This window comes from Methylophilus luteus (assembly GCF_042676265.1).
In the GTDB taxonomy this organism is placed as follows: domain Bacteria; phylum Pseudomonadota; class Gammaproteobacteria; order Burkholderiales; family Methylophilaceae; genus Methylophilus; species Methylophilus luteus.
This window is the reverse complement of the sequence record NZ_JBHTKB010000001.1, coordinates 350280-372080: the sequence shown is the minus strand read 5'-3', so window position 1 is coordinate 372080 and position 21801 is coordinate 350280. Positions and strand designations below refer to the sequence as shown.

The 21801-nt window shown below is 52.1% G+C and carries 16 protein-coding genes; 4 read left to right on the top strand and 12 right to left on the bottom strand.

All coding sequences use genetic code 11. The features are described 5' to 3' along the window. Positions 1-48 precede the first annotated feature (48 nt). The 11 genes from ACFQ1Z_RS01570 to ACFQ1Z_RS01520 form a co-directional block, all read right to left on the bottom strand. Positions 49-1710 carry a putative bifunctional diguanylate cyclase/phosphodiesterase gene (locus ACFQ1Z_RS01570; RefSeq protein ID WP_379054960.1) on the bottom strand — a complete coding sequence of 554 codons (1662 nt, stop codon included), beginning with the start codon at positions 1708-1710 and terminating at the stop codon, positions 49-51. 172 nt (positions 1711-1882) lie between these two features. After that, on the bottom strand, positions 1883-2161 hold the full coding sequence (locus tag ACFQ1Z_RS01565; RefSeq protein ID WP_029146612.1) for a DUF2325 domain-containing protein: 279 nt from the start codon (positions 2159-2161) through the stop codon (positions 1883-1885). 66 nt (positions 2162-2227) lie between these two features. Further along, positions 2228-3235 (bottom strand): sulfate ABC transporter substrate-binding protein, encoded by a 1008-nt coding sequence (locus ACFQ1Z_RS01560; protein ID WP_379054958.1) that lies wholly within the window; start codon positions 3233-3235, stop codon positions 2228-2230. A gap of 13 nt (positions 3236-3248) precedes the next feature. Next, positions 3249-4946: an alginate export family protein gene (locus ACFQ1Z_RS01555; RefSeq protein ID WP_379054956.1), complete on the bottom strand. Its 1698-nt coding sequence runs from the start codon at positions 4944-4946 to the stop codon at positions 3249-3251. 60 nt (positions 4947-5006) lie between these two features. Continuing rightward, complete coding sequence (locus ACFQ1Z_RS01550) at positions 5007-5198, bottom strand: YezD family protein (protein ID WP_379054954.1); 192 nt, start codon at positions 5196-5198, stop codon at positions 5007-5009. 154 nt (positions 5199-5352) lie between these two features. After that, entirely contained in the window at positions 5353-6717 is a 1365-nt protein-coding gene (locus tag ACFQ1Z_RS01545) for a porin (RefSeq protein WP_379054952.1), read from the bottom strand. A gap of 238 nt (positions 6718-6955) precedes the next feature. Then, entirely contained in the window at positions 6956-8500 is a 1545-nt protein-coding gene (gene lysS, locus ACFQ1Z_RS01540; protein WP_379054950.1) for a lysine--tRNA ligase, read from the bottom strand. A gap of 75 nt (positions 8501-8575) precedes the next feature. After that, positions 8576-9727, bottom strand: coding sequence for a sensor histidine kinase (locus ACFQ1Z_RS01535; RefSeq protein WP_379054948.1), 1152 nt, complete (start codon positions 9725-9727; stop codon positions 8576-8578). Positions 9728-9751: 24 nt separating this feature from the next. Beyond that, entirely contained in the window at positions 9752-10432 is a 681-nt protein-coding gene (locus tag ACFQ1Z_RS01530) for a response regulator transcription factor (protein WP_379054946.1), read from the bottom strand. Positions 10433-10618: 186 nt separating this feature from the next. Continuing rightward, positions 10619-11194: a hypothetical protein gene (locus tag ACFQ1Z_RS01525; protein ID WP_379054944.1), complete on the bottom strand. Its 576-nt coding sequence runs from the start codon at positions 11192-11194 to the stop codon at positions 10619-10621. A gap of 25 nt (positions 11195-11219) precedes the next feature. Then, complete coding sequence (locus ACFQ1Z_RS01520; protein WP_379054942.1) at positions 11220-13115, bottom strand: ATP-binding cassette domain-containing protein; 1896 nt, start codon at positions 13113-13115, stop codon at positions 11220-11222. 299 nt (positions 13116-13414) lie between these two features. Between ACFQ1Z_RS01520 and ACFQ1Z_RS01515 the strand changes: the two genes are divergently transcribed. The 4 genes from ACFQ1Z_RS01515 (at position 13415) to ACFQ1Z_RS01500 (ending at position 20607) form a co-directional block, all read left to right on the top strand. Beyond that, positions 13415-17377 (top strand): YhdP family protein, encoded by a 3963-nt coding sequence (locus ACFQ1Z_RS01515; protein ID WP_379054940.1) that lies wholly within the window; start codon positions 13415-13417, stop codon positions 17375-17377. A 54-nt stretch (positions 17378-17431) separates the two neighbouring features. Continuing rightward, the gene (locus tag ACFQ1Z_RS01510) at positions 17432-18289 is read left to right on the top strand and encodes a carbon-nitrogen hydrolase family protein (RefSeq protein ID WP_379054938.1); all 858 of its coding nucleotides are present in this window, start codon (positions 17432-17434) and stop codon (positions 18287-18289) included. 74 nt (positions 18290-18363) lie between these two features. Then, positions 18364-19803: a metalloprotease TldD gene (gene tldD, locus ACFQ1Z_RS01505; protein WP_379054936.1), complete on the top strand. Its 1440-nt coding sequence runs from the start codon at positions 18364-18366 to the stop codon at positions 19801-19803. A 90-nt stretch (positions 19804-19893) separates the two neighbouring features. After that, positions 19894-20607 (top strand): RDD family protein, encoded by a 714-nt coding sequence (locus tag ACFQ1Z_RS01500; protein ID WP_379054934.1) that lies wholly within the window; start codon positions 19894-19896, stop codon positions 20605-20607. Positions 20608-20615: 8 nt separating this feature from the next. On the opposite strand, the gene ACFQ1Z_RS01495 is transcribed toward ACFQ1Z_RS01500, so the two are convergent. Continuing rightward, positions 20616-21788 (bottom strand): sugar MFS transporter, encoded by a 1173-nt coding sequence (locus ACFQ1Z_RS01495; RefSeq protein ID WP_379054932.1) that lies wholly within the window; start codon positions 21786-21788, stop codon positions 20616-20618. Positions 21789-21801 lie beyond the last annotated feature (13 nt).

The window sequence follows — 21801 nt, the reverse complement described above, 5'->3', positions numbered from 1 at the left end:
CAAGATGATGCGCTGCGAGCAGCAGAGCTGATAGCAAGCGGATAGGAATTAATGCGGGATAGTGGCAGGCAGGTTTTCAGCCGCCCAGTCTTGCAGTGCTTCGGCTTCCAGCGGGCGCGAGTACAAGAAGCCTTGCACGATATCAACGCCTATGGCTTTAACGAATGTAGACTGTGCCTCGGTTTCAACGCCCTCGGCAATGATACGGTAGCCCAGGCTCTTACCCAGGCTGACGATGGCCTGTATCACCGCCTCAGCTTTATCATGCCCTGGCAGTTCCATGACAAATGAACGGTCTATCTTGAGGTAGTCACCAGGGATATCGCGCAGATAAGACAGGCAGGAATAGCCGGTGCCGAAATCATCGATCGCCAGCTTGATGCCGGCGTCTTTTAACTGGTGCATCATGCTGGCGTTCTGGCCATCATCCTGCACAAACGCGCTTTCGGTCAGCTCGACCACCAGGCGTTGCGGTGCCAGGCCGGTTTCTTCGAGTATCTGCAAGATATCGTCGACCAGGGTGCCGGATTTCAACTGGTGCGCGGATACATTTACCGCCAGTTCTATATTGCCCAGCACCGGGTCATTGTTCCATTTCGCCGCCTCGGCACATGCAGTGCGCATCACCCAGTTGCCCAATGGCACGATCAGGCCGGTCAGCTCAGCCACGCGTATGAATTTGTCCGGAGAGATGATGCCTTTGGTCGGATGCCGCCAGCGTACCAGCGCCTCTACCCCTTTTAACTTGCCAGTCTCGAAATCGATCTGCGGTTGATACACCATATAAAACTGATTGTTATCCAGTGCGGTTTCGACCTGGCTGGCAAAATCCATATCGGCAGCAGGCAGCACCACATGTTCGCTGCTTTGCCCTTTGCGGTAATAAGTGGCCGTCATGGTATAGATGATGGCGAGTATAGACACCACCACCACGACCGGCAGCGCGCGCAGCATGCTGTCACCGAACTCCACCCCTGCCCTGGCCAGCATGATGGCAAAAAAACTCAGAAAAACGATACTGAAACGTATCTGCTTGCCGTTGTCATCCATCAGCAGTAAATAGCTCATGGGCGGGTGCGAAGCGTGTTTTGCCAGCAAACTAAAGGCGCACAACAAGCCGCTTAAAGTGGTTAGTGGTGACATGATGCCGTATGGCTGGGCCACGCCACAGAAGAAACCTAACAGCGGGATCAGCGGGATCATCACCGCCACATACAAAATCGCCTGGCTAGTCGCTAACCAGCCCGAGCGCTGAAACAGATAGGAAGTGGCGATCAGGCAGGCTAGTAATGCGCCGGCCGCATATTCAAGCACACGCGTGAAATGATGCACCTGTATATCACTGCTCATGCGCAACAGGTGCGCAGTGTCATTGAAATCGGCTGCATAAGGCGAGAGCTGGACCACGAATAAACTCACGGTGACCAGTGACATGGTCAGCATGGCCAGGTTAGTGCGTCCGTTTTCGAGCAGCAGGTTATAGCTGACCAGGATAAAGGTGAGATAAGTGAGTAATTGTGCCAGCCAGACGGTGTTATCCACGTCCAGCAGATAATGCGGAAAGCCCAACAAGCCACATACCATGCTGGTCATGGCCAGGAAATGCGTATTGTCCTGTACTTTGCGTACAAGACGATGGCGCATGAACTGGCGCTGCGTGGCATTTTCATTGAGTGGCGCTGTTTTATCGCCAATCCCGTTTTGACTCATTATTTACCCTTATGAACCCATACACGGCAATAGTGTGCGTGCTGCACAATACACCGATGAGTACTGCCATTTAACCTTAAAACACTAGTTGTTTATCGGCTAATAAGGAGGATAAATTTAGACCAAATCAAATTAAATGTAAAATATATTTAAACAGTGAGCTTGTGTACGCTCAGGCTGCTTCCAGCACACGCTGCATGCCATCGGCACTGTTACGTGTGTAGACGACTTTCAGGCCACGTTTGTGCGCCACATGTTTGATACGGTACATCATGGAGTGATTCAACCAGCCGGTCACCAGTACGATCACATTCACATTTGCAGGTAGCTCACGTTTGACATCGCCAGGTTTGCGGCCCGTCCAGTGATCGATCTTGTCTATGCCCTGCGCGTGTAATACTTGTTTAATACCTTCTATACGGTCACCACCGATGACTAATGCTTTTGACATACATACTCTCCTTATAAGAGAAAAAGAAAAAGGCATTGGGTAAATGCCTTTTTCCAGGGTCACTGCTTATTTCTGGTAGATCTCATCAAACACGCCGCCGTCGGCAAAATGTGTTTTCTGCGCTTTCTGCCAGCCGCCAAATGTTTCATCGATCTTGATCAGATTGACTTTTGGAAACTGTTTCTCGTATTTTTTAGCGACAGCTTCCAGAGTCGGGCGATAGTAGTTCTTCGCTGCGATCTCCTGGCCTTCTTCACTGTATAAATACTGCAGATAGGCCTCGGCAACTGCCTGGGTGTTGTGGCGTTTTACGTTCTTGTCCACCACAGCCACTGGCGGTTCAGCCAGAATAGACAATGAAGGCACCACGATGTCAAACTTGTCCGGGCCCAGTTCTTTCAATGCCAGGAAAGCTTCGTTCTCCCAGGCCAGCAACACATCACCGATACCGCGCTCTACAAAGGTAGTGGTAGATCCACGTGCACCACTGTCCAGCACCGGCACATTCTTAAACAGCTTTTTCAGATACTCTTTGGCCTTGGTTTCGTCCTGGTTGTTCTGCTTGAGTGCGTAAGCATAAGCAGCCAGGTAATTCCAGCGCGCACCGCCTGATGTTTTAGGGTTAGGTGTGATCACAGAAGTACCAGGTTTAACCAGGTCACCCCAGTCCTTGATGTTTTTAGGGTTGCCTTTGCGCACCAGAAAAACAATGGTAGACGTGTAAGGCGAGCTGTTGTGTGGCAAACGTTTTTGCCAGTCAGCCGGGAACAACTTGCCTTTGCTGCCGACTTCGTCAATGTCATAAGACAAAGCCAGAGTCATCACATCTGCCTGCAAGCCATCGATCACTGAACGCGCCTGCTTGCCGGAACCACCGTGTGACTGTTTGATAATGACGTTGTCACCCGTCTTGGCTTTCCAGTAATTGGCGAATGCGATGTTGTAGTCCTGATACAACTCGCGCGTCGGATCATATGACACATTCAGCAAGTTGGCATCCGCTGCCCAGGCCGCGAACGGCGAGGCTAAAGCGGCGATCAACAATGCCTGTTTAAATGTTTGGTTCAGTTTCATATCTATCCTCTATTTAGAAGCCGTACAGGGTTAATTCTGTGTAGAAAAAGTCAGAACTCTTGGAACGGTTTTGATCAAAGTTTGCACGGTTGTCGGCGTTAGCGCTAACAGCATCCTGAACAAAGTCACCAGCCCAGAAGTGCGCATAACCCAGGTTGAGTGCTGCGTATTGATTGATAGGGAAACGTACGCGCAAATCGTACTCTTTACCCAGGTCCCGGCCAGAATTGCCTGTGCGGTCGCGCAGGTTGGCACCGGCATTCCAGCGGTCACTTGCATCATCCAGCTGGTACCAGCTAAAGCCTGTGTCCACTTTCACATTGTCCAGGAACGGTACTTTAGGATCGAATTCCACCCTTACTTTCGCAGCACGGATGTTTTCCATCTGAATGTAATCGTTGTTAGACCATGGACGGGCAAAGCCGAACAGGCGATCAAAACGGCCGTTATCCGAGAAGTCATTACCTGCAGCTGTGGTTTTATCGCCGGAAGCAACACCGTACGAAGTACTGAAACGTGGTTTCCATGGGTGTTTCACGGTGTAACCCACTTCTGCGTTATAAGCATAAGCATCGTGGTCTACATTCGCGTAACCGATGGCATTGCTGATGAAACGTTGCTGTTTACCCCACTGCTTGACATAGCTGGCGTCATAATCCCACTGCGTGCCCGGCACTACACCGAATACGCGGATACCACCGGTATGAATTTCGCGGTCTATCCTCGCCTGGTTCTGTGCAGCGGCAGTAATAAAGCGGCGGTCACTGAGTGAGTTACCGTTAGTGTCATACACCACGTCGTCGCCATTTTGTCTGAGCAAGAAGTAATACGGCTGAATGGTCACGTATTCTGACCAACGACGCCAGTCACCAATCACACCGTAGAAATTCTGTGAGTGATCCACTTCATCCAGTTTGTCGGTAAAACGCTGTACCGGTTGCACTGCAAACGCTTCCAGTTGCCAGTCATTCTTTTTCTCACCGATGTTGGCACGTATACCCTGGAAGGTGTTGGTGGTGTTACGCCACTCGTTACGTGCGATAAGGCGACGATCCAAACTTTCCCAGGCCAGGCGTCCGCCACGTACCCAGAATGGACGACTGTTGCCCAGATCATCCTTGCCAAAGATACTGTCTTTGTAATACAGCTCTAAATAAGCTTGTACGAAATCTGCCTTATCTACATCACGCGTATCGTTGCTACGGGTGTAGTCACTGTTGTTACGACGTGAATCCTGTGCTTCAACCGCAAAACGGAACGGGTCCAGAATGTTTTTCAAACCCACATAGGCACGTGTACGCAACAAGAGTGGCTCGTCCAGATTTTCTCTAGGGCGGCGGAAGTCATTGTCCCTGTATTCATAACGTGCACGGTATTCCAGGCCTATATCCAGCCAGTCCACATCCGCAAACGCGTCATAGTCTTTCAACCAGGTTTTGTTCAGTTGCTTAACATAGCGTGGCGGCTCGGTTTCTTTTTGTGTGCCGTAGCTGCGACGCTCTACGTAATAACCATTAGCCGCTTTGGCGGCTGCTTTTTCCTCGGCTTTGATTTCAGCCAGGCGTGCCTCAACTTTTTTATTTTGTTCAGCATCTTCTACTTGTGTGGATGTAGTATCTTCCGCAGCATAAGCCTGCGAAATCCCCGCGATACCACTTGCCCACCAGAATCCGGTCGCAGCCATTGCGATCGTAATTTTTTTTAAATACATTTAAATCTCCCTAGTGATATAAACTTCCAGCGGACTGGTCAGTGCCTTAAAAATCATGAATTACTTTTTCGGTTTGCTTGTTTCAAAACGCACTTTTTCGCGTCGTTCGATCTGAGTCACGCGCCCATCATGCACTGTGACCTCTATAGAGCCATAACCAGTATCCCGCTGCACAGCAATGATCGCTGCATTGACAGCTGCCAGTACAGCTTCGTCATATTGAATATCCGGTTTGGTCAGAGTTGACGACATGGTGCTTCTCGCTTGAATGAATGAGCAGGATTATTTCAGACTATGTATATTTTAAAAAATAATTATTTATTATTTTTATATACTAATTTGTTATATATAGAATAAAAAAATCCCGCCAGACGGCGGGATTTGATTTTTCTACTAAATCCAGGATTTAGAAGTTGTATTGCAGTTGCACGCGCAAGGCGTCTGCCTTGAAATGTTCGTAATCTTCACGCGCTGGCAAATTAGCTGCTGGCGTAGCCGCATTACGACCACCCGTAACCAGGTTGGTACGGTTCATACGGTGATAAACCATGGCGATTTCGACTTCTGGTGCCAGTTGCCATTCCACACCCAATTCCCAGTCATTGACATGGTTTTCTGGGGAGTTGGTTTCGGCTTTGTTATAACCATCAAAGTATTGCCATTTAATGAATGGTATCAGGGTGCCATTGGTGCTCAAGAACTGGAAGTTATCAATCTTGTACATGGCCTGCACATAACCACCGTTCAGGCTTTTCTTCTCAATCACGTTCTTGGCGATATCTAAGCCTGGTGTGTTACCCCAGTTCCATTCAGCCTGAATACCAAACGGCTGAGGATACATAATAAAGCTGATACCTACGCGCTCATCTTCAATACCGTTTCTGCCTGACAACGGTGTACCTGTCCCTAATGTTGGGGTCGCTGTTGCAAGAGCACCAGCTGCGTTACGGCGGCTATATGCACCCGTTGACGAAACATACTCACCTCTGTAAGCCTGAATACCGGCTTCGTAAATCTGACCGCTTTCTGTCTTCCATGGATAGGTGAAACGGGAAACCACATGGTAATTATCGTTTTGTTCTGGGCGGTTTGCGCCTTGACCATTGTAAAGACCCAGCGCAAACATACCGTAGTTGCCTGAGTGTTTTAAACCCTGTTTGTTGATATCTTCAAACAAGGCCTGAATGTCTGTAGGCGTGTAGTAGTAGAAAGCACCCAGGTCACGCTCATCACGCACCGCACTGTTCAAGGCATCGTTACGATCCAATGCTAAACGGTTCGAGCTTGATTGCAGGTTTTCAAAACCATATGGCACTTTGGATTGACCGACACGCACACGGTGTACACGTGTTTTATCAATGTATACATCACCATACGCATCACGTAACTGAGCAAAGTTGTTATTACCTGTACCTGCCGTACTAGCGAAGTCCGGCTGGATGTAGTAACTCAGGTGGTCACCAAAGTCACCAAAGATGATCAGACGTGCACGACGGATCAGGAAGTTCTTATCTGCATCACCCAGAGACTTATCATCGCCGACAGAGCGGTCTGACCATAAGTTAATACCGTCATCGCCACCCAGCATGGTGGTGTTACGCACCTGCACATAACCACGCAGGTTTACGCGGCTAGTCCAGCTTTTGCTTTCTTTTTTCTTTTGCACTTCGACCTCGGTACTACGGCCTTTGCTCAGCAAAGCGCCTTCTTCTTCAGTCAAAACCCCTTTACTGACCAAAGCCTGTACCAGATCAACCGTTGAGTCTGCCATGGCAGGCAACGTTAAGCCAACTAGCATGCTTCCCGCAAGGGCGGACAACACGATGTGACGTAATTTTGAATTCATATCTTTTCCCTGTTTGAATATTCGCCTATACAACGGGGCGTATTTTGAACAGCTAATATGACAATTTGATGACATCTATATGTCTTGGTACTAAAGAAACACTAGTCCGTTGCTAGGCATAAAAAAAACCACCCTAAGGTGGTTTTTTCATATCAGTTGTAGCTTATTGTTCTGCACGCATATGCGGGAACAGGATCACATCACGGATGCTGGCACTATCGGTGATCAGCATCACCAGTCTGTCTATGCCTATGCCGCAACCGCCGGTGGGTGGCATGCCGTATTCCAGCGCACGGATAAAGTCGGCATCGTAGTACATCGCCTCCTGGTCACCTGCTTCTTTGGCTTTCACTTGTGACAGGAAGCGTGCGGCTTGGTCTTCGGCGTCGTTGAGCTCGCTAAAACCATTGGCGATCTCGCGGCCGGTGATAAACAGTTCAAAACGTTCTGTGATCTCAGGTTGTTTATCTGAAGCGCGCGCCAGCGGCGAGACTTCTACCGGGTAATCAATAATATAGGTAGGTTGCCAGAGCTGGCTCTCCGCGGTTTCTTCAAACAGTGACAGTTGCAAAGAACCCAAACCGGCATGGTCAAATGCCTTGACGCCAAATTTGAGCAACTCTTGCCGCACAAAGCCGGCATCATTCAATTGCTCCAAGGTGTAATGTGGCGCATATTTTTGAATGGCGCCGATAATGGTCAGGCGTTCAAACGGTTTGCTAAGATCGACTTCTTTACCTGCGTAACTGAGCACCGCGGTGCCTCTGGCAGCGATGGCTGCAGCACGTATACATTGCTCGGTAAAGTCCATCAGCCAGTGATAATCAGTATAAGCGGCGTAAAACTCCATCATGGTGAATTCAGGGTTATGGCGTACGCTCAGGCCCTCATTACGGAAGTTACGGTTGATCTCAAACACGCGCTCAAAACCACCGACGATCAGGCGCTTTAAATAAAGCTCGGGCGCGATACGCATGAACATCTGCATATCCAGCGCATTGTGGTGGGTGATAAATGGTTTGGCCGAGGCACCACCCGGTATAGGGTGCAGCATAGGCGTTTCCACTTCGAGAAACTCGTTTTCATTCATGAACTGGCGGATCGCATTCACCACTTTTGAACGGGCCTTGAAAGTCTCGCGTGTTTCTTCAGAAGTGATCAGGTCTACATAACGCTGACGGTACTTGATCTCCTGGTCTTGCAGGCCATGGAATTTTTCCGGCAGCGGGCGTAAGGACTTGGTCAGCAAACGCAAGCCGGTGACATGCACTGACAACTCGCCAGTGCGGGTCTTGAACAGGCGGCCGCTGGCGCCCAGGATATCGCCCATATCCCAATGCTTGAAGCTTTCATACAAATCTTCACCGATCTCATCACGCGCCACATATAACTGTATGCGTGCGCTGCTATCCTGGATAGTCGCAAAACTGGCTTTACCCATCACGCGCTTCAACATCATGCGCCCAGCGACCACCACCGGGATCTCTTGCGGGTCCAGGGTCTCCTTATCGGTTTCGGCATAGGCGGCCTGTAGATCGGCGGCCTTGTGCTCCGGTTTGAAATCGTTGGGGAAGACAGCAGCCTGCGTGGCCGCTGCCTGCTCACGCATCAGGCGCAGTTTCTCCCTGCGTTCTGCGATGACATGGTTTTCGTCAACGGCTGCTTCAATAGGGGCCGCTGAAGGTTGATTGGATGATTGTGCTGTCATAGTTATCCGGCTGTTGGCCTGAGTGATCTTTAAAACCGCTTATTTTAACATTGTTGCAGCAGAATACGTGCGAATTCAGCCAGCAGCAGAGCGGTTGGCGTAAGGCAAATGGATACGCACCATAAAGCCGACCGGTGTCAGATTGGCCGCTTTGACATAACCACCGTGTGCTTCGACGATGTGTTTGGTCATGGCCAGGCCTATACCATGACCATCGATCTGAGAAGCACTGCGGCCGCGGATAAAAGGCTTGAAGATTTGTTCCAGCTCCTGCTGTTCTACGCCGCTGCCCTGGTCCTGCACCTCAATGATGACTTCACCGGTACGCTCGCTGCGTTGCAGTTCTATAGACACTTCACCCAGCAAAGGGCCGTACTTGACGGCATTACGCACTACATTTTCAATCGCGCGCTGCAACAGCTCCAACTGGCCATGTATCAGGATGACACTCTCAGGCATATCCAGGTGTATGCGTGCATCCTGCTTCTCAAACTGCACATCGCCGACAATGGCGGCCAGCAGGCTTTTCAGGTCCAGATCGGTTTTCTGCAGTTTCTGCATGCCGGATTCCAGGCGGAAGATCTCCAGCAACTCGGCGATCATCTTCTCCATGCGCACCGCTTCAAGCTCGACCCGCTGCAAGGAGCTTTGCATCTTTTTCGGGTTTTGCATCACCAGGCCCACCGCCATCTGGATACGTGCCAGCGGCGAGCGCAGCTCATGTGACACATGATGCAGCATATTGGATTGGCTTTTGATCATGCTATTCAAGCGCAAGGCCATCAGATCAAAGGCGGTGCCCAACTCGGCAAACTCGTCATGACTGACAGTGATCTTGGGGCTGACACGGACCAGCAGATTGCCATCCGCGGCTGTACGCAAATGTTCAAGTAGTAATTTGATAGGATGGGAAATAGACCAGGCCAGCACCCCGGCAAAGATCGCACTGGTGATGACACAGAACACCAGTGCCGAGAACGGGAAATTCAGCAGCAGCTCTACATAGTTGAGTTCATTACTGAGGTGAAGGTGGCTAGGCTGGCTGGCACTTGTTGTTGCTGGCTGTGAAGCTGACTGTGTCGTCAGCGTAGACGATAGCGAGGGTGAGCCATGCGTGTGCGCATGTTTCTGGTGCATTTCCCACTGCACGATATTCCCTACCGTGATCACGGTGGAGATAAGCGCCAGAAACAGTGCTGCAAATAACTTCCAGAACAGCCGCCCCATAGCCCCCGCTATTACTTCAAATGGTTAGTCTCGGACTAATTGATAACCAACGCGGTAAATCGTTTGAATCACATTTACCCCGCCGGAAGCTTCTGATATTTTTTGCCTGATACTGCTCAAGTGTACATCAATACTGCGGTCATACTTCACTAATGACCGGCCCAGTGCTTTGATAGACAGGTCTTCTTTACTGACGATAGTCCCTGCATGCTTGGCTAAAATCTCTATCAGGCTGAACTCAGTGCTGGTGAAAACGATAGGCTGGTCGCCCCAGAACACTTTTCTGCGCTCACTGGAAACCACCAGCTGGCCGACCACGATATCATTGCCTTTGGGTGTATCGCTATTCTGGCGGCGCAAGATGGCACGGATACGGGCTACCAGCTCACGCGGCAGACAGGGTTTTTGCACATAGTCATCTGCCCCGCCCTCCAGGCCTTCGATACGGCCTTCGTTATCATCTTTTGCTGTCAACATCAGCACCGGGATATCTGAATGCTGCCTGACATTTTTTAAGGTCTGCATACCATCCTGGCCTGGCATCATCACATCCAGGATCACCAGGTCAAATTTACCGGCCAATACATATTGCTCACCGGTCAAGCCGTCGTGCGCAGTTGTGACACCAAATCCTTCCTGGGTCAGAAATTCCTTTAGCATATTGGCTAACTCAACGTCATCGTCAATCAATAGCAGCTTGCTCATTTTATCCTCTTACTGTTAAACAGAAGGTGTAAACCCTAACCTTGGAATGGTATATAACAACCAAATTGATTAACAAGCGTTAAGCAAAAAATTTACTTACATTTACAGATTGTATCAGTTTTGTTAAGCCTTTTTAAAAATAAGCTTAATAATTAGCGACAAAAGCTAATTTTTAAGCGTTAAAGGCTAAATTGCACTAAAAGCTTCGCAAAGCTGACTGAGCAACTGCCCGAACAAGGGCAACACTTCTGCCGCCGCATGCGGGCTGTCATCGTCGGTGGCCGCCACGATATAACTGATGGTGACTTTATCCAGGTTCTCGCGGTATTCCAGCCAATGCTCGGCATCCGCTTCTGCGATCAGCCTGAATTTATTAAAACCGGATTCTATGATCTCGGCCAGCAATTCATGGTCTATGCCTTCAAACAGCGCGCTACCTATCATGACCTGCGCTTCGTCGTAATCCGGCTGATGGCCTTCCTGCGTCAGCGGCATGGATAAAAAAGCAAACACCATCAAGGCGAAACACTGATAAACGCCCAGCATCTCAAAATCACTCTGCAGCTCTTCACCCGGATGACGCCCTGCCGTCTGTATGGCTTTAAAGGTGACAAAGCTGGCAATGTAATAAGTAGCCTGCTCTACATCGACATGGGCAAACGCCTCCCTGGCTTCTTCTTCAGAGCGTTGTGCCATCTGTCTGGTTTCTATCTGGCACAACTGATGCAGTAATTTCAGGCGTTCGGTATAAGTCATTTCCATAGGTTATCCTTCAGTTAAAGAGACGTCATTCAGGCAGCGCTTCAAGCTTTTCCTGACATGCCAGCCATTCAGATTCGATTTTTTCCAGTTGCTTGCGGTTTTCGGCCTGCGCCATCAGCACGGTCTGCAATTCGGCTTTTTGCGCGAGCTCATAGATAGCGCTATCGGCCAGTCGGCTTTCCAGGGTATTTTTTTCAGCCTCCAGTTTGGCCATTTGCGTTTCCAGCGTGGTGAGTGCCTTGAGCAATGGCCGCCGTTCGACCAGCCTGGCCTGGCGGTCGGCTTTCTGCTGCTGATAACTGTTTTGCTTGGGCGCAGCCGCGTTGCCAGTGCTGGCAGACACTTGCGTCATCTTGAGCAGATGCTGTTTATAGTCGTCGAGGTCGCCGTCAAACACCTCGGCTTTGCCATCCGCCACCAGCATGAATTTTTCGCAGCAAGTAGCCAGCAGCGTGCGATCATGCGACACCATGACCATGCCGCCTTCATAAGCCTGCAACGCCAGCGACAAGGCATGCCGCATTTCGATATCCAGGTGATTGGTAGGCTCGTCCAGCAAGATCAGGTTGGGCCGCTTCCAGATCAGCATGGCCAGGGCCAGCCTGGATTTCTCGCCGCCGGAAAAAGGGCCGCAGGCAGTTTTAGCCATTTCGCCCCTGAAATCAAAGCCACCGAGAAAATCCAGCAATTCCTGTTCGCGCGCAGCAGGGTCCAGCCGTTGCAGATGCTGTAACGGCGAATCGCTGGCAACCAGTTGTTCCAGCTGATGCTGGGCAAAATAGCCTATGCGCAGGTCCTTGCCTTCTATGCGCTCGCCAGCCAACAGTGTTTCCGACTGTGCCAGGGTCTTGATCAAGGTGGATTTACCGGCCCCGTTCTTGCCTAACAGGCCTATGCGCTCACCGGGGCGGATGGCTAAATGGGCAAAACTCACCAATACTTGTTCGTTATAACCCAGCTTGGCCTGGTTGAGTACCAGTAATGGATCAGGTGCAGAGCCGGGGTCGCGAAAGCCAAAGCTGAACGGAGAATCTACATGCGCGGCACTGATGCGCTCCATGCGTTCCAGCGCCTTGATCCGGCTTTGCGCCTGTCTGGCTTTGGTCGCCTGCGCGCGGAAACGGTCTATATATTTTTGCAAATGGGCCATATGTTGCTGTTGCTTCTGGTAACTGGCCTGCTGCAAGGCCAGTTTTTCAGCACGTTGCCGCTCAAAATCACTGTAGCCACCACGGTATAGCTCCAGCTTCTGCTGCTCTATATGCAGGATATGATTGACCGTGTTATCAAGGAATTCTCTATCGTGCGAGATCAGCAGCAGTGTGCCCCTATAGGCATTGAGCCAGCTCTCCAGCCAGATCACCGCTTCAATATCCAGGTGATTGGTAGACTCATCCAGCAACAGCAGGTCAGATCTGCACATCAAGGCCCGTGCCAGATTCAGGCGCATGCGCCAGCCACCGGAAAAATCACTCACCGCCTGTGATAACTGCGTCTGGCTGAATCCCAGACCAGCCAGCAAGGTACTGGCCCTGGATTCGGCACTGTAGCCGTCTATATCAGCTAGTCGCTGATGCCATTCGGCGACCAGCAAAGGGTCATGCTCCTCACCTGCCTGCGCGCTGGCCAGCCTGCTTTGCAAGGCACGCAGTTCTTCGTCGCCATCCAGCGTGTAATCCAGCGCCGATTGTGACAGTGCCGGGGTTTCCTGGGCCACATGCGCGATCACCCACTGTGCTGGCATCAACAGCTCTCCGGCATCGGCGACCAACTCGCCACGCAACAAGGCGAATAAAGTAGATTTACCTGCGCCGTTAGCGCCGGTCAGACCGATACGGTGGCCGGGGTGCAATTGAAAACTGGCGCCTTCAACCAGGGCCTTGCCTGCTCTGGAAAAGGTCAGTTGCTTAAACTGGATCACGACCGGCCACTTTCATTTAACTTGATATTCACTGTACGACTTTCACTGAAGAACTGTATTCCACTGTCATTATTTTTTACCGGACCTGATTTTTTACCGGGCCTGATTTATAGCGATTTACTGGCGCCCATCGCCAGACTCAGGGGCCAGGATCATGCAAATTCGGCATTTTAAACGATTCATCCGCATCAGACTGCATAATTCTCGCCGTTAATCCAGCATCTGCTGCGGTGCTGCAACTGTTTTCGAGTAAAATAGTCTGTTGATAAACCACCTGCATCCAAGACCCTTCCCTGCTCATGCCTCTGCAAAAAATCAAACGCTGGCTAATCACCCTCTCTCTTGTCGTATTGGTGGTTGTGGCAGGCATTATCGGTGTGATCCATTTTTATGTCTTTCCACATATTGATGATTACAAAGACCGCATCGCGCAGACCTTAAGCCAATCGTTGAAGCAGGAAGTCACGATAGAGCATATCGCCATACGCTGGAGTGGCTTTGCGCCGCATGTGACGCTGGGCAATGTCACCGTGTTTGACCAGCAGCAACGCCCGGCGCTGGAACTGTCCAAGATCAGCACCCGCCTGTCGTGGAGCAGTCTATTCCTGCTCTCGCCCTCATTGACCAGCCTGCGCATAGATGCGCCTAACCTGATCATACGGCGCACCGAAAATGGCGAGCTCTACCTGGCCGGCATTTCTATGTCGGGCCAGGGCAATCCGGCATTTTCCAACTGGCTGCTGTCACAAAGACGTATCAATATCACGCACGCCACTGTGACCTGGGTGGACGAACAGCGCCAGGCGCCACCACTATTGCTGGAAGACCTTAATATAGAGATACTCACCCCGGTCTGGCAACGGTTGCTCAACCGGCACACCATCCATATGGATAGCCTGGTATCCACCGGCACCCGGCAGCGCATCACACTGGAGTCTGTGCTGATAGGCAACGATGTGGCCAAACCGCAGGTCTGGCATGGCGAAGTCTCGCTGCGCCTGCCACAGATGGACCTGGCCGCCTGGAGCCCGTGGTTAGACTTGCCAATCAAGGTCAATCAAGGCCAAGGCAGCCTGACGACTACCTTTGCCTTTGAAGCCATGCAGCTGCAACGCCTGGCAGCCCAGGTCGACCTGAAAGCGGTATCTGTCACCCCGACCAACAATAGCGACACTTTTTTAGCCAATGCGGTCAGTGGTGAAGTGCGTTGGCAGCGCGTAGAGCAACGCCACATGGTCCACCTCAAACATTTTTCTGCCGACATTGCACCCGGCTTAAAGCTTGAAGATGCCAACGGTGAGTTGCAATGGGATACGCAAGGCCATGAAGGCGTGCTCACGGTAAAAAAACTGGCACTTGAGCAAGGTCAGGCGCTGGCCAAATGGCTGGAAGTGCAATTGCCGGACGCACAGCCGCAAGCTGCCGAGGCTACAACTGCGGCCACTTCTGCCACTGCGCCCATTTCTGCCACTGCAAAGCCAAACACAGAGCGAGCTGAAATCGCGCAGTTGCTGGAGCACACCGCCCCCAGCGGCAAATTCAGCCAGATCAAACTACGCTGGTTGCAGCGCGCCGGTCAATGGCAGGATTACGCACTGGCAGCCGACCTGGACGCCATACACACGCAGGCTTATGAGCAGCTGCCTGGGCTGCAGAACTGGTCAGGCCGGCTGACGGTACGCCCCAACGCAGGCAGCATAGAGCTGGACACGCAAAAGGCGAGCATAGATCTGGCCGGCATACTGCGCTGGCCGGTGCCTATCGACAGCCTGCAAGGCAATATCGCCTGGGAGAACAACGGTCAAAAAACCCTGATCAGCACCCGCAACCTGCACCTGTCTAATGCGCATATCGCGTTACGCACCAATATGGAATACCAGCTGGGCGCTGCCGGCGGTGACAGCATACAACTACAGACCCAGATAGAACGCGGCGACGCCAAGCACGCGCCGTTCTATTACCCGCTGATCCTCGGTGAATCGACCTTGCACTGGCTGGATACTTCCATCCTGGCTGGCCAGATCCGCCGTGGTGAACTGATCATCAAGGGCCGCATCAAGGATTTCCCGTTTGTGAATGCAGCGCATCAGGCTGACCCGGCACTAGGCTTGTTCAGGGTCACCGCCCAGGTCGATCATGCCAGCCTGGAATACGGCACCGGCTGGCCACTGATACAAGGCGTGGACGCCTTGCTCAAGTTTGAAGGCAAGCGCATGGATATCGCTGTGAAGAACGGCACCACCGTCGGCCAACGTATCACGCAGGCTCAAGTGGAGATCCCCAGGCTGGATGCAGACTGGCCTATGCTGAATGTGAAAGCCACGGTGACCGGCACTGTCGAGCAAGGCGTCAAATTCGTTAACACCAGCCCGGTACGCCAGGTGACCATGGGTTTTACCGACTTGCTGAAAACGGCAGGTGATGCTGAATTGAAACTGGCGTTGCAGGTGCCGCTCAATGACGTGGATGCCAGCCAGTTTCAGGGCGATTATGCGATCAGGAATGGCCGCATCGCTGCCAACCCCGAGATCGCCATGCCGGAAATGACCAATATCAATGGTCACCTCAAATTCACTGAAAAAGGCCTGCAGGCGCAGGGCGTGCAGCTAGCACTGTTTGACAACCCGGCCTCGGTCAGCCTGACGACCAGGAGCGATAAGTCTGTGCTCATACAGGGCAGCGGCCGTATCACCGATAGCGCCCTCAAAAAACTGGACAGCAATCTGCTGACCAAGGCCCTGCATGGCACCACAGACTGGAAAAGCAGCCTGCTGATCCAGCCCCCAGGCAATATCCGCCTAGACATTCGTTCGCAGTTGATAGGCATGGGCATAGACCTGCCAGAACCGATGAAAAAATCAGTGGAGACACCGGCCAACCTGACCATACGCCTGCGGCAGGAAGCTAACCAGTCAGACAAGATCGCTATACACTATAACGACTGGTTACATGGCAACTTTTTACGCAGCACAGCCGGGGCAGAGTCTAAGATCAGCGCTGGCGAGATCTCGGTCAATACACCGCCACGCATGCCTGCTGGCGAGGGCATCAACCTGCGCGCAGATTTCCAGAAACTGAATGTAGACGAATGGCTGGCCTATACCGGCCAGACTGCAGGCGCTGGCAGCGAGCCCGCGGGTGCGGCCAATATCCCGTTCAACCGTATAGACCTCAGTGCCGGCACCTTGCAAGTGTTTGACCGCCACCTGCACCAGATCAAACTGAATATCACACCTGACCAGGAGCGCCTGAAGATGTCTATCCAGAGCCAGGAACTGGCAGGAGAAGCAGACTGGATCACCGCCAAACCTAATAACAAACTGATCGCCAAATTGAGCTACCTGCGTATACCGCGTAGCCTGGATAACGATGACACGCCTGCCAGCGCCGGCGAAGTGCGCCGCCTGAGCATGACCTACCCCGAGGTGGAGATCTTGGCGCAAGACTTCCAGTTTGGCGATAAACAGTTAGGTAGCCTGGATATCAAAGCCTACAACAGCGGCGAAAACTGGGTGATACAGAAAATGAACCTGGATAATCCCGACAGCCAGCTGACGGCGGACGGCACCTGGCGTAACTCGGTGCGCAATCCGCAAACTTCGCTGAAATTCAGTTTAAGCTCTAACAACCTGGGCAAGACCCTGCAGCGTTTCCAGCCAGGCGGCGAGATGGTCAAAGGCGGCACCGGCACCATGGCGGGGCAGATAGGCTGGCCGGGCAGCCCGCACCAGTTCGCGGTAGAGCGGCTGGATGGCAACTTCAGCATGCAGCTGGAAAAAGGCCAGATCCTCAAAGTGCAGCCAGGCGTGGGCCGCCTGCTTGGATTATTGAGTTTGCAAAGCCTGCCGCGCCGCCTGACACTGGATTTCCGCGACCTGTTCAGCCAGGGCTTCGCCTTTGACAAGATCACCTCCACCGCTAATATCCGTGATGGTATCTTGCGTAGCGATGACCTGTTTATGACCGGCCCGGCGGCAGAGGTGCGGCTCAAAGGCGAAACCAATTTAAAAGCCGAGACCCAGCGCCTGAGAGTGAAAGTCACGCCGCACATCAGTGATTCGGTTTCGCTGGCAGCGCTGGCGGGTGGTCCTATCGTAGGCGTAGCCGCTTTTGTCGCGCAAAAGCTGCTAAAAGACCCCTTGAACAAAATCAGCTCCAGCGAATATATGATCACCGGCACCTGGGATAACCCGCAAGAGGTGGATATCGATAAAGCAGAGTCGGTTAAGCAGCCTGTTCAACCATTAAAAGGCTTACAGTGATGTCACACTGTATGCTTTAAAAACATTTCTTCTAGTTCCAACGGAAAATATGCCATGGCAGACAATAAAACAAAAAAACTGAAATCCGCAGCAAAAGACGACATCGTCAAAGTGGCCGCCATCCAGATGGCTTCTAGCCCGAATGTGGCCGCCAACCTGGTCGAAGCCAAACGCCTGATTGAAATGGCAGTAAAAGCCGGTGCCAAACTGGTGGTGTTGCCAGAATACTTTTGTATCATGGGCCTTAAGGATACCGACAAAGTCGCGATCAGCGAAAAGCCGAATGATGGCCCTATCCAGCATTTTTTAAGCAAGACTGCCAAAGCCTTTAAAATATGGATCATTGCCGGCTCAGTGCCCATGCAAAGCAGCCAGACTAAAAAAATCCGTAACAGCTGCCTGGTCTATAACGAAAAAGGCGAACAGGTCGCCCGTTATGACAAGATCCACCTGTTCGGCCTGGACATGGGTACCGAGCACTACCATGAAGAAAACACCATAGAAGCGGGTGACAGCGTAGTCGCCATTGATACGCCTTATGGCCGCATCGGGCTTTCCATCTGCTATGACTTACGCTTTCCTGAGCTTTACCGCGCCATGGGTGAGGTCGATATGATAGTCGTGCCTTCTGCATTCACTGAAACCACAGGCAAAGCCCACTGGGAAACGCTGGTGCGGGCACGCGCCATTGAAAACCTCTGTTATGTGGTCGCCTCTGCACAAGGTGGCTATCACCTGTCTGGCCGTGAGACCCACGGCAACAGCATGATCGTCGACCCCTGGGGTGTAGTGCTGGACAGATTGCCACGCGGCTCAGGCATTGTAATTGCCAATATCAACCGCAACTATATCAAGAACCTGCGCCAGAGCTTGCCGGCGCTGAAACACAAGACCATTACCACTATTTCATGAAAATGCTGAGCGCCGTGATGGCACTCTTTTGATAAAAACACTTCAAACAATGACGTATTAATAAGTTGACCACTATGCAAACGCTACTCACTACTGCCAATGACGTGCTACTCCGCCCTGCCGGCCTGGATCAGGATGCCCTGAGCAAAGTCCTGTCTGGCATGATGACGCACAATATCGATTATGCTGACTTGTATTTTCAGTACAGCCGTAGCGAGTCATGGGGGCTGGAAGAAGGCCAGGTCAAATCCGGCAGTTTTAATATCGACCAGGGGGTAGGCGTGCGTGCGGTCAGCGGTGAAAAAACCGCGTTCGCTTATTCAGACGACATACACCTGGATGCCTTGCAGCAAGCGGCCCAGGCCACTCGCGCCATCGCCAGCCTGGGGCAGGAAAAAACCGGCCATAGCATACTCACGCGCAGCCATGCCCCGCTCTATTTGCCGCAAGACCCTATCGCCAGCCTGAGCGCTGACGCCAAAGTCAAACTGCTGGAAAAGCTAGAGCGCTATGCCAAGGCGCAAGACCCGCGTGTGACGCAAGTCATGGCCTCGATCGCGGCAGAATATGAAGTGGTGATGGTCGCGCGCAGCGATGGTGTGATGGCCGGCGACGTACGTCCGCTGGTACGCCTGTCACTGCAGGTGATCGCCGAACATAATGGCCGCAGGGAACAAGGCAGCAGTGGCGGCGGTGGCCGTTTTGATTACAGCTACTTTACCGATGAAGTGTTGCAGGACTACGCCCAAAAAGCGGTACACCAGGCTTTGGTCAATCTTGATGCGCGCCCGGCACCGGCGGGCAGCATGACGGTTGTGTTAGGCAGCGGCTGGCCAGGTATTCTGTTACACGAAGCGATAGGCCACGGCCTGGAAGGTGATTTCAACCGCAAAGGCAGCTCCGCTTTCTCCAACATGATAGGCCAGCAGGTCGCCGCCAAAGGCATCACCATCGTCGATGATGGCACCATCGCCGATCGCCGCGGCTCACTGAGCATGGACGACGAAGGCAATGCGACACAGAATACCGTGCTGATCGAAGACGGCATACTGCGTGGTTACATTCAGGATACACTGAATGCCAGGCTGATGGGCATGGGCCTGACCGGTAACGCGCGCCGCGAGAGCTATGCGCATATCCCCATGCCGCGCATGACCAACACCTATATGCTGAACGGCGACAAAGACCCGCAAGAGATCATCAAGTCGGTGAAAAAAGGCCTCTATGCAGCCAACTTTGGCGGTGGCCAGGTCGACATCACCAGCGGCAAATTCGTATTCAGCGCCGCTGAAGCTTATATGATAGAAGACGGCAAGATCACCTACCCGGTCAAAGGCGCTACCCTGATCGGTAACGGGCCAGATGTGCTGACCAAAGTCAGCATGATAGGCAATGATATGCAACTGGATAGCGGTGTGGGCACCTGCGGTAAAGAAGGCCAGAGTGTGCCGGTAGGGGTAGGACAACCTACGCTGAAGATAGACGGCTTGACTGTGGGTGGCACCTCGGCCTGATGCAGCCTGGCTTAGACATTTGTACTATACTAACAGGATGACAAGGCTTTTTTAGCCAGCTAAAAATTATAATTATCTCTGGATTAGTCCATGTCCACGATTACTTACCCTCGCCTGATAAAAAGAGTAAGAGCTGTTCTGATCGATTCGATATTAACGATAGTCGCGGTAGCTACAAGCCTATCGATAGTCAGCGCTGTAGGCGTTTCATCTGGCATAGCCAAGATCATGCTGATTGTGTTGCCTATCCTGATTTTGGATCCCATCCTGGTGACCGTCACTGGCGGCACGATAGGCCATCATATGATGGGCATACGCGTGACGCGTATCGACGGTTTGAGCAGGATCAATCTTGTTGCCGCGTCCGTGCGCTTTATTGTAAAAGCGCTATTCGGCTGGTTCTCGTTTATTTTCGTGCTTACCACCGCCAGGCACCAGGCGATACATGACTTGGTCGCGCATTCCATTGTCATACACAAGAACCCGGCAGGACTGGCCAGCTACGACGTGCTCACCGAACGGCTACCGCACAATGATCCTTACATTTATCCTTCAGCCTGGCGCAGGTTTTTAATCACAGCTGCATACTGGGTTCTGTATACCATTATCATCAGTGTGCGCGCGGCCATTTTCACCTCCCAAACATGCCTGGATCATCAATCCTGCAGCGAGTCTGAGGCTATCACCAGCTTTGCATTATCCTTGCTGTTGTTACTGGGCATAGGCTGGATCACTGTGCGCGGCTGGAGTGGTAAATTGTATGGCGGCAGAAGAAAGCTGCGCACGCCATCCCAGGCTGATTAAAGCAGCAATCAAGCTATGCGGTTGGTCAGGTTTTTAAAACCCAGCCAGGCGATATAGACATAACAGATCACAGGCAGGATAAACGCCTGATGCAGCCCCAGCCTGTCAGCCAGTAAACCGGTCAGCAAGGGCACGATCGCGCCTCCTAGAATCGCTGTTGCCAGCAAACCTGAAGCTTTCTTCTCCTGCCCTGCTTGCAGCCCTTTGATACCCAGGGTGAAAATGGTGGGGAACATGATGGAGTTACACAAGCCGACCAGCACCATGCTGCCTATCGCCAGCGTGCCTGTGCTCTGCATGGAGATCAGGATAAAGATCACGGCCAGCAAGGCGTGCGTCATCAGCACCCGCGCCGGCGCAAACGCTTTCAGCGTAAAAATACCGAGAAAGCGGCCCACCATGGCACCCCCCCAGTAAAAAGCCACCAGCGGCGCCGCCTGGGTCTCTGTCACCTGGCTGATATCCATCACGTAATTGACCAGAAAGCTGCCGATGGCGACTTCGGCGCCTACATAGGCGAATATGCCTATCACGCCCAGCAACAAGCCTTTTTCTTTTAAAACCTGCAGCCAGCCTGTTTCGTCTGTGCTTGTGCTCTCAAGCCCGGTCAGGTTGATACGCGACAGCACCAGCGCAATGAGGATCAACACCGCTGCAATAAAGAAATAAGGGTAGACCACCCCTTCTGCATGGCTGGAGTTCGTCAGCGCCGACAGGATGAAATAAGCACCAAACAAAGGGGCGATAAAAGTGCCCAGCGAGTTGAATGCCTGGGCCATGGTCAGGCGTGAAGAAGCGGTTTCCTTGGGGCCTATGACAGACACACATGGGTTAGCCGCGACCTGCAACAGCACGATGCCCGATGCCAGCACGAACAATGCCGCCAGGAACAGCGGGTAGGTATGCAACACCACCGCCGGGTAAAACAGCAGGCAGCCTAATGCCGCCAGGGTAAAGCCTATCACCATGCCCTTCTGATAGCCTACCCGTTCTATCAGCTTGCTGAAGGGAATGGATGTCAGCCCGTAAGCGGCAAAAAAACAGAACTGCACCAGCGCCGCCTGGCTGTAGCTCAGCGAAAAAATGGCTTTCAGGTAAGGCACCAGAATATCATTGAGACAGGTGATAAAGCCCATCATGAAGAACAGTATGGTGAGTGAGGTCAGGGCCTTTTTATACATGGATATCCTTAAA